Raw genomic sequence first — 15,541 nt, 5'->3', positions numbered from 1 at the left:
ATTTCAATTTGTTAAATATCTTTTAAACCGAGTTCAGATTAAATAAACGATTTAACGCTTACTCTTCAGCTTCAATCATTGTCATTAATGATGTGTTACCACCTGAGGCTGTAGTATCGATACTAATTGTTTTTTCTGTTACTAGACGCTGAATTAGATTATCAAAGTATTCAGAACTAATAACTGGCAGTATAGCACCTGGGCGTTGCGCTAACTTCTCACTAATATAGTGCTTACTATTACAAAGACTATCTACCACGACACCTGCAAGTGCAGGGTGCGCTAGCATTGCTTCTAAGTGAGTTAATTTAGCAACTTGAAATACATCTTTACCTGCGCCAGTTGCAAGAAACTTATCTCTAAAAGCCAATGCTTCTTGATAAAATAAGTCTGATACAACTGATACAACGGTGTTACCTGTTGCTAATGCCGTCACAACAGAAAGCACCCAGAAGTGGAAGTTAACATCTTCATCGGCATAACAAATAATGTTACCGCGGTTTTCTAAGTACAAGATGTTAGACTCGCCCGTAGGTCCAGGTAACTCTTGAGCTCTTCGCATACGCTTTTCAATATCAATTAACTGAGAGCGTGCGGAGGTAATTGTTCTATTTAAGTTATCGGCTAAATCGTCAACAATCTCAACGTGAGAAATTTTAGCCAGTAATTGGCGTACACAAGAAATTCGCGTATTTAAGTCTGTTAAACGCCACTCTTGTTCAGCCCAATTCGCTTTATCCATTATACGAATAGCTTCATGTTCCCCTTGTGCGTCATCCGTTAAACGTGTTTCTTTTTTCTCTGGGAAAATTACCTCATCAGCATCTGGGGTTGATTTTTCTTTTACTAAACGTGTTAAATAGTTTGGACCACCCGCTTTAGGGCCTGTACCAGAAAGACCACGACCACCAAAAGGCTGTACGCCAACAATAGCACCAATCATGTTACGGTTAATATAAATATTGCCCGCTCGAGATAACTTAGCTAATTCAACCGCACGATGTTCAATACGAGTATGAATCCCCATAGTTAAGCCGAAACCAGTACCATTAATTTTTTCAATAACGTTTTCAATATCTTCGCCTTTAAAGCGAACTATATGTACACAAGGACCAAAAACTTCTTGCTTAAGAACACTAATATCATCAATTTCATATAAACGCGGCGCAAAGAAGAAGTGACCCTTTTCATCAACCACTTGTTCTGAAAATTCACATTGGTACAACAACTTGCCATGTTTACTCATATAGCTTGCATGTGCATTTAACGCATCTAGTGCTTTTTGATCAATAACAGGACCAACATCCGTGCTTAAGTTTGCTGGGTTTCCTATGTGTAGCTCTGCTAATGCACCTTTAAGCATAGTAATCACATTATCAGCAATGTCATCTTGCAAGAATAAAACGCGTAATGCTGAACAACGCTGACCCGCACTTTGGAAGCCCGATGAAATAACATCGTCAACCACTTGCTCAGGTAACGCGGTTGAGTCAACAACCATACAGTTTTGGCCGCCCGTTTCAGCAATAAGTGGTACTTGATCGCCACCTCGCTCTGCTAAAGTTTGCGAAATACGTGTGCCGGTTTCAGTTGATCCAGTAAACATAACTGTTTGTACACGAGCATCAGGAATAATAGTACTACCAACCACGCTACCGCGAGCAATAACCGCTTGTACAACGTTTTCAGGTAAACCTACTGATTTCATTAGTTCAATAGCACGTAAGGCAATTAAACCTGTTTGTTCAGCAGGTTTTGCTAATACTGTATTACCTGTAGCAATAGCAGCGGCAACTTGACCTAAAAATATAGCTAGAGGGAAATTCCATGGACTAATACAAAGAACAACACCACGTGGTTCAAGACGATCATCTTCGCTTAATTTCACCGCTCTTGCTGCGTAATAGCGACAAAAATCAACAGCTTCACGTACTTCATCAATACCATCTTGAGCAACCTTACCAGCCTCTTTGATACAAAGGGCGATTAGCTCGTCCATATGACGTTCTAAAATATCACTAATACGACATAATAAAGCTGCACGTTCACTTACCGGTGTTTTTGACCATTCAATAAAGGCGGTATCAGCTTTATCGATCATTGCTAACATTTCATCAGCATTATGGTGCTGGTGAAAGCCAATAACCTCAGTATGGTTGGCAGGGTTTCTAACAGCATTAGCACCTTCAGGTACATCTTGCTCGGTTATTAAGTGATCTTCAAACCATGTATCTAACGCTGTTTTTAACGGAGTGATTTCGTTAACATCGGTTAAGTCTAAACCTTTAGAGTTATCACGCTCTTCACCGTATAAGTCAATCGGCTTAATAATTTGGGTATTATATTTTTCTTTTAGGCGTTGAGTTTTCTCAACAGGATCGGCAAGTAATGCTTCAACTGGCTGACTTTCATCAACAATGGCATTAACAAATGAAGAGTTAGCACCATTTTCTAATAAACGTCTTACTAAATAAGCGAGTAAGTCTTCATGATGACCAACTGGTGCATAAATTCGACATTGGATACTTTCGTCGCGCACGATTTGATCATACAAAGAGTCTCCCATACCGTGTAAACATTGGAATTCAAAACCTTCTTTGTCGTCACCTGCTAATTCGATGATAGTTGCTGCGGTGTAGGCATTATGTGTCGCAAACTGCGGATACATAGTGTCACGATATTCAAGCAATTTATTAGCACACGCGTGGTAAGAAACATCTGTTGATGATTTACGTGTGAATACAGGAAAATGACTTAAACCATCTTTTTGGGCGTTTTTAATTTCAGTATCCCAATACGCGCCTTTAACTAAACGTACCATCATTTTACGGTCACTGCGTAATGTTAAGTCGCGTAACCATTCAACAACATAAATAGCTCGCTTTTGGTAAGCTTGCATCGCCAAACCAAAACCTTGCCAGTCACCTAGCTCGCTATCGGTAAATACAGCTTCAATAATATCTAATGAAATATCTAAGCGCTCAGACTCTTCAGCATCAACCGTTAGACCAATGTTGTATTTTTTAGCTTGTAAACAAAGTGCTTTAAGCTTTGGCACCAACTCTGCCATTACTCGACCTTGATGACTAAATTCATAACGTGGATGAATAGCAGATAGCTTAATTGAAATACCTGGTACTTTACGCGGATTATTTTTACCTGATGCTACGGCCACTTTACCAATTGCATCAATAGCGTCTTGGTATGATTTTAAGTAACGCTCAGCATCAGCCATTGTACGTGCACCTTCACCGAGCATGTCGTATGAGTACACATATCCCTGTTGTTCTTTGGTGGCTGCACGCTCAGTAGCGGCTTTAATGGTTTCACCCATAACAAACTGTTTACCCATGACTTTCATGGCATAGTTCATTGATTTACGAATTACAGGCTCGCCTAAACGACCAATGGTTTTTTTCAATAAACCAAATTGGTCTTTTTTACGTTTGTCGGCAAAATCTACCATAGAGCCAGTAACTAAAAGCCCCCATGATGAAGCGTTTACAAACAATGATTCACTAGAGCCTAAGTGTGAGCTCCATTGACCTTTTGATATTTTGTCACGAATTAATACATCTTGTGTATGCTTATCTGGTACACGTAATAGCGCTTCGGCTAAACACATTAATACCACACCTTCTTCAGATGAAAGTGAGTATTCGTTTAATAATGCATCGATTGCACCATTACCCTCTTGGTCTTGACGAATTTGCAATACCATGCGGCGAGCACGATCCCATGCACGACTACGCGCACTCACATTTACCTCTGCGGCAGGTAAAATATGATCAACAGCAATATTTTCATCAATACGATAGAACTCGCGAATTTTTTGACGAATTGGGCAATCAGTTTGTAGTGAATCAGTAAAAAGCATGTAAATATCCTTAAAAGTAAATTAAGTTATACCTAGTTATAGTAACGAATATAGATATACCCAACCTACTTGAAGATTTGTGTTTTAAACGTTTGAGCGATTCATGATCAAACGTCTCGTTGTATTAATAGTTACTTTCTTAAAGAAAGATAGTAGTAACATAATCTACTTAATCACTTTAACAAAATGTATGTAAAAATGATCTTCTTTCATCGTATTAGACAGCATACAATTATTGGCGCATTTTAGGAGGTATTCGACAGAATGTGCTGGTTAAATTCCAGTTTTACCCATATAAAAAACTGAATTTAGAATAAAACACAGCATTACACATGGTTTTTAATAAGTTGTAGCTGCTCTCTTATTATTTCAACGGGTGCAAAAATAAAAAAGCTTAGCTGTTAGGGAGTAACAAATAGCGATGTAATTTATATAATAAGTCGTCTATATTTATTCTGATAAGCATCTTTATATCACTTTTAATAATCCAGAAGAATTAAGACACATTAGCTTATGGTTTAAAACAGCAAATCACTTCAATATTGAGTTGGTTTGTATTTTTTCTTGTATGTACGCACTCGCTTGAACAGCAGACATAGGTTTAGCAAAATAATAGCCTTGCCCATACATACAATCCATTTGTTGTAAGAGCTCGGCATCGGCTAAGTTTTCAATGCCCTCGCCTACCGTTGCCATTTGTAAATTGGTCGCTAAATCAACAATGGTTTTAATAATAGCTCTATGATTATCGTGCTCATGAACATTACTAATGAAAGAGCGATCTATTTTTAGAACATCAAGCGGAAAGCGATGTAGGTAACTTAAACTTGAGTAACCCGTACCAAAATCATCCAGCAATAATTTTACGCCCATTTCTTTCAGCGCTTGCATATTGGTTAAAACAATTTCAGTATTTTCTAATAAAGCACGCTCAGTTAATTCTATACGCAAGTTTTTAGGCGCTAAGCCAGAGCGTTGTAAAATTCGTTTAATTTGATTCGGTAAGTTGCTACTAAAAAATTGTTGAGAGAATAAATTACAGCTTACATAAAGCTCGCTACACCCAAGCTCTAATTGCCAAGTACGAACTTGCTGACAAGCTCTTTCGATTATTTGCATATCAATAGCTTGGATCAGTGCGGTTTCTTCTGCTAACGGAATGAAGTCATTAGGATACACGAAGCCACGCTTGTCACTCTGCCAACGGGCCAGTGCTTCAAAGCCGCGTAATTCTTCATTATCTAAGCGCAAAATAGGCTGAAAATAAGGAATGAACTCTTGTTTGCTAATGGCCTCTCTTATATCAGCTTCCATACTTAACGCGTGTTGAACTTTTTTATGCATGCTAGCATCAAAAACTTCATAACGCCCTTTACCGCTATCTTTAGCGTGATACATTGCCGTATCAGCGTCTCTTAGCATCAGATCCGCGCTATCATAACGGTCATCATCAAAAAGAATACCAATACTTGTGCCGGTATAAACTAATTGATCTTCAATAGTAAAAGGCTGGCTAAGGAATTCTGTTATTCTATCGGCAACGTCAAATGCCTCTCCTTGAGTGTCAATATCTTCAATTAAAATAACAAACTCATCGCCACCAAGGCGCGCTACCGTGTCTTTTTCTCGAACGATACTTTGTAATTCAGTTGCAATTATTTTTAATAACGTATCGCCTGCATGATGACCTAAGCTGTCATTAACTACTTTAAAACGGTCTAAGTCTAAAAAAAGTACCGCAAATGAAAAGTCAGTATTACGTTTACGACTAGCAATAGCGTGGCTAAGTAAGTCAATGAAAACAGTGCGATTAGGAAGACCCGTTAAGCTATCGTGAGCAGCTGTATGTTTTAATAGCTTTTCGGCTTGTTTACGTTGAGTTATTTCATCTTCAAGCGCTAACGTTCTTAATTTCACTTGTTGCTCTAATAGCTCATGAGTGCGTCGCTCAAAATCAGCTAACTCTCTACGCTTAATTGCTGCAGAAACATGGTTAGAAACAAAGTTCAATAACTCAGCATCACCTTCGGTGTACATAGTTTTACTTTCGTAACTTTGAATAACCATTACACCTAATAATTTATCGGAATAAATTAATGGTACACCTAGCCAGGAATATATATTTTTATGAGGTTTTTGTGTTTTGCCTTGCTTATACAGCTCAAGCATATCTTCATAACTGAGTAAAACAGTTTTGCGATTACGTAAGACTAGCTCAGAAAAACGGTTCGATAACTTTCGCGGTTTGAACTCTTCAATTAGATCATCTTTTTTTTGGTCTACGTAGTAGCAAAACTCTAATAACTCTTCTTCTATATTATACTTTGCAATAAAGAAGTTTTTTGCGTTAATTAATTTACCAATAATATCGTGTACGCTACTGTAAAACGTATTAATATCAAGATTAACATCAGTACTCAATTCTGAAATTTTATATAACGACTCTTGTAATACTTCAGCTTTTTCACGCTCACGAATTTGTGCCATTAACTCTTTAGTGCGTGCATTAACCGCATTTTTCAAACGTTGTTGATCTTGCAAACGCACCATAGCGCCAACAACATGCTGGGCAGCAAAGGTCAGTAACTTTAAGTCGGCTTCTTGGTAGCGTACACTTTCACTATAACTTTGCACGGCAATAACACCAATAACCAAGTCGTTATGCAATAACGGTACACCTAACCAATCGGTACCACGTACACCAAACTCTTTTACCAGCGCATTATCTTGCAACTGTTGATCTATTTCAGGAGTTACAAGTAAGGGCTGTTTAGACTCTATAACTAAGGATGTAAAAGAGCCTTCATAATCTGCGAAATCTATTTTTCCTTCAGGACACTCATCAACTTCATCAATATAATAAACAAACTCAAGTAAGGAAAATGTTTGATCGTATAAAACAATAAATAAATTTTCTGCGGTCATTAGTGAAGCAATTGTTCGATGTACTTGAGCATAGAAGTGATTAAGTTCATCACACTCTTGAGATAATTGATTTAAACGAAATAATGCTGTGTAACGAGCTTGCAAGTCATCATTTTTTTGACGCAGTAATTCGATATCTTCAGAGTGGTTCGTTACTTCAGTCTGTTGATCGCACTTATTGTCTATTTTACCCATCAAACCAACGTTATCTTTATTAGAGCTAGATTTTATGCCATTTTAGCGACAGACGCGACATTAAGCCAACTCTGGAAATCAATCATCCAACTAAATTATTATTCAGTATAATGAACTATTTATACACTAAAATCTACCATTGCTTATCGTGAATAATGCTAGGTAATTACTAAATTTATTCTTGTATTTCTTTTGCCTCTTTCTTAGCTTTTTGCTTAATCTCTTCTAGTTTATGCTTGTTACCACAAATAGCAGCTTGATGCTCATCACGATAGTAACGAATCTCAATACAGTCTTGCTGATAACGCCTTTCTAATTCGGTTCTGATTAACACATCACCTTTTGCATTAATTATTTTACGGTGTAAAGCTTGGCACTCTTGAATTTGTTCTGAGGCTAAAGTTATATCTTCACATGTATTCTCGGAGCTAGAACAACTCGCTAATAAGAAACCTAACGGTAATGCTAAAAATAGTGATTTATTCATTAATATCTTCCAGTTACACTTAAAAAGTAATTGTTATTTTGAATTTAGGAACGGTTGAACTTAGTATTATACTCAGGCTATTTTCAAATGCGAGTGACATAATTACGAGTTATTATTAATCATAGCAACTTCCTGCGAAGTTAACAGCCGACTTTCGCCAACCTTGAGCGAATAATCTAAACTAAGTTGACCAATAGCGCTACGATGTAAGGCAACCACGGGGTTTCGAAAACGACCAAACATCCGTTTTATTTGATGGTAACGACCTTCAAGTAAAACTACTTCGGCGCTGTGGCTCGTTAAAATTCGTAACTTAGCGGGTAAAGTAGTAATACCTTCATATTCAAAGTACATTCCTTGTTCAAATGCTTGAATATAATCACTCGTTAAGGGGTTCTTCAGTGTCACTTGATAAACTTTTTCAACTTTACTTTCTGGCTGGGTTAACGCTTCAGACCAACGACTGTCATTGGTGAGTAAAACTAGTCCAGAAGTATTTAAGTCTAAACGCCCAACAATGTGTAATTCACGCTTATCTGAGTAAGGTAATAAATCGATCACGGTTTTATGTTGCTCATCTTTTGTGGCTGATACAACACCTATAGGCTTATGAAGCATAATATATCGGGCTTCATTGGCTTGTAGTACTTTGTCATCCATACAAATAAGAGAAAACTTATCAACAATATGAGCTACGTTTTTGATAATGATACCGTCAACCGTTATACGCTGTTGAGCAAGGTACAGCCGCACGGCTTTTCGATTAACTTGGCAGTGTTCACTAATAAAGCGATCTAAACGGGTTCGACTAATAGCCATTAATATTGAATCTCGGGCAAATATTAAGGTAATTCTGGATAGGCCAGTTGCTTAGCAATAAGCCCTAACACCTTGGTTAATTTAGTGGTTAAAAGAGGCAGTAATACTTTGGGGTGCTTCGCAACTAAGGTTAACTCAGCTTCAGTGATCATAATATAACAATTTAAACCACCACCATGAACAGGTGTGAATATACTAAAAACATCATCAGAAAAATGTTTTAGCTCGTGAGTGTCATGAAATTGCACTTTCACGCTATCAAATTCAGTTGCCGTATAAAGCCATAAAGAAATATCAATAATGTTGTCTTCATCTCCATACCAGTTTGCCATCATGGTTTGGAAGTTTAGCTGTGCTTCTAGTTTATTAGTTACTGAGTGTATCTTCCCTTGGGTTAATGTGATGAGCTCATTAGACTTTTCAATATTAATAGGTAGACGTTCACTCACAACTTTATTCCTTAGGTGTAAATTATATACGATAATACAAGGGTTCTACCCTAGATTACTATTAATAACATACAATTAAATGAAAAAGCTCATATTCAAAGACAAGTTATCATATTAAACAGGACGCCTATAAATATATGAGCAATATTTGGGCGCGGTAATAAAAAGGCAACTGCATTTAGTAAACAGCTGCCTTAAAACTGACGATAAGCAGTTAACCTAAAGTAAAGTTAGCTAACTTTAAAGCCACCGACTAATGTTTGAAGTTTTTGAGCTAAGCTTGACATGTGCTGGCTCGATTCTGCGGTTTCACTAGCACCATTAGCGGTAACTTCTGCTGAGTCACTGATTGAAGTGATATTGCTATTGATCTCACTCGCGACAACCGACTGCTCTTCTACTGCAGTAGCAACTTGTGTGTTCATATCGTTAATTAAATTAATGGTTTCTAAAATACTCGCAAGCGCATCACCAGTCTCTTTAGATTTCCCTACGGTTTCTTGCGCCTCATCTTTACTTTCATTCATGACTTTTACGGCATCATTAGTTCCAGTTTGCAGAGTTTGAATCATGTCTTGTATTTCGCTGGTTGCCGCACGTGTTCTTTGCGCTAACCCTCTCACCTCATCAGCAACAACAGCAAAACCTCGCCCTTGCTCGCCTGCACGTGCTGCCTCTATAGCTGCATTTAACGCGAGTAAATTAGTTTGCTCTGAAATACTCTGTATTACTTGCACAACAGTGCCTATTTCAAGCGAGTTTTTCTCAAGCGATTTAATAACCTCTACTGACTCTTCGACGCTACTCGCAAGGTTTTCAATAGAGGCTATAGTGCCATCTACCACCTCTTTACCTTTTTCAGCTTTTCCTTTTGCCTCAAATGCAGCCATAGATGAGTCAGCTGCATGTTTAACAACTTCTTGAATACTATATGACATTTCATTAATAGCAGCAGCCACTTGTGTAGTTAACTCTTTTTGTGCCATTGCCGCATCACTTGTTTGATCTGAAACAACAGACATTTGATTGGCACTACTGGCTATTTCATTGCCTGTTTCGACAATTCCCCCGATAAGTTCTTTGAGCTTATTTGTCATTTCAGCAATCGCTAAATATATACCCGTAGCTGTTTGTGTATCACCAAAGTCGTAAGTTAAATTCCCTCCTGAAATTGAATGAGTAATATTCGCTATTTCTAAAGGCTCACCACCAACAGGGCGTTTAATTGCTTCTTTAAGAAACCAAGACATAGTCGCCCCTAAAACAACACTTATTAACGATACCCACATAACTAAAGAGACAGAGTTCTCAGCATTTTTTTGAGCACTTGGCCCGAGTAGATCCTGCTCTTTTTTTACTGAAAGTTTTACACTCTCAACTTTATCAGCAACGATTGGCCCTATACGATTAAGCGTATTGTCAATAATGTCGTTGCGTTGAACAATAGCATCATAGACGCTCTCTAATGCAGATAAATAACTATTATAGTTTTGTTCAAATTGACGAAGATAATCTTTTTCTTGATTAGAGCTTAATAGCCCGACAAGTAGGTTCTTTTCTCGGACAAGGTTTTCACCTAACTCTAACTGAGCCCGCTCATAATCGCCTTTATTATTGGTGACGAGAAATTTCACTACGTATAAACGACCAAGTAAAAGCGCTTCTTCTGTTTTGGCTATAGCATAATGCGCACTAGTATTCCCATTTTTATGGGTAAGCTCTAAAAGCGCTGTTATATTTTTTCTCATACTGCGACCTGATGGATTGAGCTCTTTATTGACAATATCGTTGCGTAACGCAATAAGGCTAACGATTTGATCAAACCCGCTTCTATAGTCACCAATAAGGGTAATAACGCTATTAATATCAGCCGCTCTTGTTGGGTTTTTAATTTTATTTTTAGCCTCCATTAAAAAGCTATCCATTCGCGCTAATCTCTCTTTATATTCGGCTAATACCTCTGGTGTTGATGCTCCCAAATACTTTAAAGCATTTAACCTAACCATTAGCATATTCGCTTGTACTCTTCCTGCTAAATTAGTGTCAACAGCTAAACCTCTATAGCTAGTAAAGTTGCTATACCCTTGATTCAAGCCACGATAGGAGAGCACTGAAATAACAATTAATAGCAAGAGGATAAGTGTAAATGATATGTTTAATTGAGCAGAGAGTTTTAAATTTTTAAGCATGTAAGCCTCAATATAGATAGCCAGTAAAAGTTAAATACCTTTAAAGTCCATTTGAAGGTGATAACGCTTCATTCAGTTAATATCTGAATGAAGCGTTATCTAAATATAGTCGTTAGTTTTTAAGGCTGCCAAAATTTTATTTGGGGCTAAAAGTATTCTGGTGTTAAATATGGATAACTTCACTTCGTAATAACGCTAATCTGGCAAGGATTCTATTCTGCACTGGATAACTAATATCCACATCCTCCATTGCTAAAATTAACAGCTCAACAATACGATTAAAACTCGCCTCATTTATACTCATACCTGTATGAATATCTTTCATAGTATCTCCTTGATACTGACATGGGCCACCAACCACATCACAAAAATGTTCAATAAAGCCTGCTCTAAAATGCGACACACTCGATTTAGCAAAATAAGGCAATATAGTTTCATCTTGACCAATGCGCTGAATAAAAGCATCAACCAAGCGTTCAATTCCTTGCCGCTCACCAACGTCGTAATATAAATTATTTTGACTCGTTGCTTTATTACCACTGCAGCCACCAATAAGGGCCAGTAATAGTATTATCAGTATACTGTTAAAATATTTAAGCATTAATAAGAGCCTGAGAGTGAAAGATACCAGCCTGTTTGCTCAGGCACTGCGGCAATAGTGCCTAAATCAACGTAAGCTAAAGTTAGGTTAATATGTTTATTAGGAAACCAGGCAATAAAAACATCACGCCAATCACTTTCCTTTAAGCCTAAATTATCAGGCTTTTGCCGATACTCTGTACCAATAGCAATATGCTTATTAAGTAAGACTGCAACCGATGCTTCTAGCTGTAATGCACCAGATTCAGTAGGACCACCAAAACCAAGCAACCCCATTTCATTGGCTTTAGTGTATCGAATAGATGTATTCCACAAAACGTTATACCCTGCCAACAAGCCTAAATGTAGTTTGCTTGCCGCTAAATAAACATCTGTACCGCTATCTTCTTTAGCGCCTAACGCATAAGCAATGTCATTATCTGCAATAGATTTATGTTGAAGACCTAGTGACAACTGTGGCCAAGAGCTATAAATTAAATCACCATACAACCGTAATTTAAGGCCGATAATATTTTGTGAAAGGGTTAATGATAGTGGATCAACATCAAAATTTTGTTGAGCAAACGAAACCTCTACCCTGTCGTATAAATTAACTTGTGCACCACAACTATTTAATTTAAAGTCGCTCACCGTTGCCTGAGTACAAAAAGCAGACAACGCAATTTCATCTTCGCTAGCATAGCCCGCTAATTGTGCCCATGGCACTAAACCGCCGCCGCCAGCTCCCTCAACTTGTGCAACCCCTGGCGTCGCTAGTATTTTTCCCTTAGCAGTACTCAGTGTAGGAATCATAGCCAGTGATAACAGTAATGCGCTAAATAGATGGTTCATAACTTTCATACCACTGAATAAATTTCTCCGCAGTTACAGGGCGAGATAAATAATAGCCTTGCACATAATCACAATTAAATTTAGCGAGTAACGCCAAACTTTCTTTATTTTCGACTCCTTCAGCTACCACTCTAAGCCCTAGTTTATGCCCTAAAGAAATCGTTGATGACACAATGTCTTGATCTTTTTTACATTGATCTAGAGCTAAAATGAACACTTTATCTATTTTTAACTCATCAACTGGTAAGTTTTTTAACTTAGCTAATGAAGACTGACCAATACCGTAGTCATCAACAGATACCTCAAAACCCAAAGATTTCAAGTGTTCTAAGCGTGAGGCTACTAATTTTTCGTTTTCTGCCAAATCTCTTTCTGTTAACTCTAGCGTTATTTGTTGGGGTTTAACCTGATAATCCCTAACCGTTGTCAGTAAGTACTCAATAAATTCCTCATGCTGAATGTCTTGCGCTGATAAATTAATTGAAACCTTAAAATAATGTTCAGCGTGATTCCAGTGCGCAACCTGTTGAATTACATGTAAAATAACCCATCGAGTTAAGGTAACAATTAAACCTGACTTTTCAGCTAAATCAACGAATAACTCGGGGTTAACAAAGTCACCTTCTTTATTTATCCAGCGAATCAATGCCTCAAGTTTATCGACTTTCCCTGTAACAAGGTTGAGTTTAGGTTGGTAATTCATAAAAAGCGGACTGACTTCACTTTCTAAAGCCGACTTTAGCTCTTCAATTAATCGTAAATTATACAGGTAAGCTTCATCTTCACCTTCTTGATAAAATCGTAAAGATAGTTGCTCTTGATAAGCAGAAACAGCCGCCATAGTAGAGCGCCTTATTAGACGTTGCGAATCAACGCCGTGCTCTATTGAATTTGCAACACCAAAATATAGCGACAAACTAATTTTAATATCATCAACCCAAAAAGGTAGGTTGAGCTCGATTTGTAATAACTCAATTAAACCGTTTACTTCACCCATACTTTCAATGGGCATCACTAGTAAAAACTCATCGGAGTTAGTACGTGCGGCAACAGCCTCATTTAACTGACCAATATTCAAAGCAGTAAGGTATTTAGTAATTCTAACGGATATTTCTTTCAATATGCCATCGGCATTGGTCACACCAATAGTATCGTTAAGCGCCTTAAAGCCTTTAATATTAAAAGTGACGAGTAACAAAGGAACATTATTACTTAAATGCGCTTCTATTTTACTGACAATTTTATGTCTATTATACAAACCGGTTAATAAGTCGTGATCTGCTTGGTAAATAATTTCTTGCTCACGGTGTTCTATTGCCGAGCTCATTATTGAAAAACCTTGATATAATTCGGTAAATTCAACAGGGAGTCGTTTAGCGAGCTTAGGAACACCAAAATCACCTTGACTCATCTTTTTTGTGAGGTTCATCAAAATAGTTAAAGGTGATGCTAAGCCTTGTGATAACAGGCGGGATAAAACAATAGCAATAAAAATAACAATTAAAGCGATAATTAAAATAGCCGTCACTAACTGGTTAAAGTCTTCATAAATACCAAGTAATGAAGCTGATAATATGGCTTGTACTTTATTGGCATTACCTAGCTGAATTTTTTTATGAAAATAATTAGATTTTGCTGATAATAGGTTTACTGATTGTTCATTCGCGCTGTTAAGCAAAGTTTCCTTAATGACAGCGTCCTCAATACTTGACTCAATGATGGTATCACCATCAATTAAAGTAACATCAAGAGCAATTAAATTTTTAAATTGCACCAATACCTCTTTATCAAATTTAAAGCCGATAACTGTATAAGCTATGGTTCTAGGAGCCTTTACAGGAACAACAATCACTTGAAAGACATTATTATTAATACTTAGTAGTCGAGCATGTATATCTCGAAAGGGCAATTTATTGATGTTTCTTTCAATCATTTGGGCATTAAATACATAAGATGAGCTACTGGTGATTAATTTCCCTTCAACATCTAATAACATCATTAAGTCGGCATTAATGCGCTTACCATGATTAAGTAGTGCGCTATCTATCGTTTTATTATCAAGCGTCGCTACAGCCTGTTTAAAACCAAAGTCTGCGGCTAATACATTGGCTGCAGTAATGAGCATTTTTTCTTGTTGATTAAGGTTTTGCTCTAGCACATTTTGTGCGAAGTACATTTGGTTATCAATTTGTCCCTCAGCATAATCAGCAAATCGCAGCCAATTACTTACCGTTAGAAACACTACCGTCAGTAAAATTAAGCTGGTTGATAGCCAGGTAACTTGTGCTTTGAAGCTAAGCTTAGTGAGCATGTGAAAATAAATCTTCAAAGCTATTGCGCTCTACTGGAGAGTTAACAGGCAATACTAATTGTACTTCATTATTATTTATCAATAACTTATCAAACGCCATTAAAGTGCGATTATCTATTCCAGCTTTAGCATTAGCATGCCAAAGCTGTAATTTATCACCTGTAGATAATGTAGTATTAATTAACGCTTCACCTTCTTCATTACTAATAAAAACATCATCATTATTTGAAACATATATATAACCAACCATCGCATCATGAATATTACACCCCATAACTACAAGCCCTTCATTATTAAATAGTACTGGCTCTTTAGGTTGGCCTGCATAAAGCTTTAATTCAAAGGTTTTCGCAGCAGAAAAAGAATAAACATGGTGACGAATATCATCACTATTTGGAAAGCTAACTAAACTATTTTTGGGAATAACAAGTAAGTCAGGTACAAACGCTTTATCAAGCTGGTCCATCACATAAACTGGGGGAGAGTTTTCTTTCAAGTTTTCAGCAGGCTCTGCTTTTTTAAACTTAATATTAGCGGGCAGGTACTCAATAACAACATTAGCTAAAGGAGTATTATGCTGATCGACAACTTTAATCAGCGTACTACTTAACGCAGCTTTAGTGGAAAATAGCATGACGAAAAATATACTAACGGCGGTGGAGATCTTAAAAATGATCATAACAATCCTAGGTATTTACGTACTATAAGAGCATAGCGACACTTAAGCTAAGTGTCTAATCAATTAAGGTTTATTCTCCAGTATAGTCAAAATATATTAGGGGTTGTTGATCTTTCGAGATTGTTTTTGCAGCTTTTTGTTGGGTATTTATACAAGGCAAAGCCTTTGTCGTGTGGTTA

General features: G+C 37.2%; 10 protein-coding genes. All 10 read right to left on the bottom strand.

Features of this window, described 5'->3' with window-relative positions; genetic code table 11:
- Positions 1-58: 58 nt before the first annotated feature.
- The 10 genes from putA to KO495_RS12495 all read right to left on the bottom strand — a co-directional run bounded on the left by putA (position 59) and on the right by KO495_RS12495 (position 15,362).
- Entirely contained in the window at positions 59-3,877 is a 3,819-nt protein-coding gene (putA, locus tag KO495_RS12540) for a bifunctional proline dehydrogenase/L-glutamate gamma-semialdehyde dehydrogenase PutA (protein WP_215980752.1), read from the bottom strand.
- A gap of 531 nt (positions 3,878-4,408) precedes the next feature.
- On the bottom strand, positions 4,409-6,997 hold the full coding sequence (locus KO495_RS12535) for an EAL domain-containing protein (RefSeq protein ID WP_252738963.1): 2,589 nt from the start codon (positions 6,995-6,997) through the stop codon (positions 4,409-4,411).
- 175 nt (positions 6,998-7,172) lie between these two features.
- Positions 7,173-7,484 carry a hypothetical protein gene (locus KO495_RS12530; protein ID WP_215980751.1) on the bottom strand — a complete coding sequence of 104 codons (312 nt, stop codon included), beginning with the start codon at positions 7,482-7,484 and terminating at the stop codon, positions 7,173-7,175.
- Positions 7,485-7,586: 102 nt separating this feature from the next.
- Positions 7,587-8,303, bottom strand: coding sequence for a pseudouridine synthase (locus KO495_RS12525; RefSeq protein ID WP_215980750.1), 717 nt, complete (start codon positions 8,301-8,303; stop codon positions 7,587-7,589).
- A 23-nt stretch (positions 8,304-8,326) separates the two neighbouring features.
- Positions 8,327-8,752 (bottom strand): hypothetical protein, encoded by a 426-nt coding sequence (locus KO495_RS12520; protein ID WP_215980749.1) that lies wholly within the window; start codon positions 8,750-8,752, stop codon positions 8,327-8,329.
- A 230-nt stretch (positions 8,753-8,982) separates the two neighbouring features.
- Positions 8,983-10,941 (bottom strand): methyl-accepting chemotaxis protein, encoded by a 1,959-nt coding sequence (locus tag KO495_RS12515; RefSeq protein WP_215980748.1) that lies wholly within the window; start codon positions 10,939-10,941, stop codon positions 8,983-8,985.
- Between the two features lie 163 nt (positions 10,942-11,104).
- Positions 11,105-11,542, bottom strand: a complete 438-nt coding sequence (locus KO495_RS12510) for a group 1 truncated hemoglobin (protein ID WP_215980747.1) — start codon at positions 11,540-11,542, stop codon at positions 11,105-11,107.
- Positions 11,542-12,381: a DUF3034 family protein gene (locus KO495_RS12505; RefSeq protein WP_215980746.1), complete on the bottom strand. Its 840-nt coding sequence runs from the start codon at positions 12,379-12,381 to the stop codon at positions 11,542-11,544. Before KO495_RS12505 ends, KO495_RS12510 begins: the two co-directional genes overlap by 1 nt.
- Complete coding sequence (locus KO495_RS12500; protein WP_215980745.1) at positions 12,356-14,683, bottom strand: bifunctional diguanylate cyclase/phosphodiesterase; 2,328 nt, start codon at positions 14,681-14,683, stop codon at positions 12,356-12,358. Before KO495_RS12500 ends, KO495_RS12505 begins: the two co-directional genes overlap by 26 nt.
- Positions 14,673-15,362, bottom strand: a complete 690-nt coding sequence (locus tag KO495_RS12495) for a methylamine utilization protein (RefSeq protein ID WP_215980744.1) — start codon at positions 15,360-15,362, stop codon at positions 14,673-14,675. The genes KO495_RS12500 and KO495_RS12495 overlap by 11 nt, the downstream gene beginning before the upstream one ends.
- Positions 15,363-15,541: the final 179 nt, after the last annotated feature.

It is taken from the genome of Colwellia sp. D2M02, from assembly GCF_018860755.1.
GTDB classification, from domain to species: domain Bacteria; phylum Pseudomonadota; class Gammaproteobacteria; order Enterobacterales; family Alteromonadaceae; genus Colwellia; species Colwellia asteriadis.
This window is presented reverse-complemented; position numbering and strand designations above follow the sequence as displayed.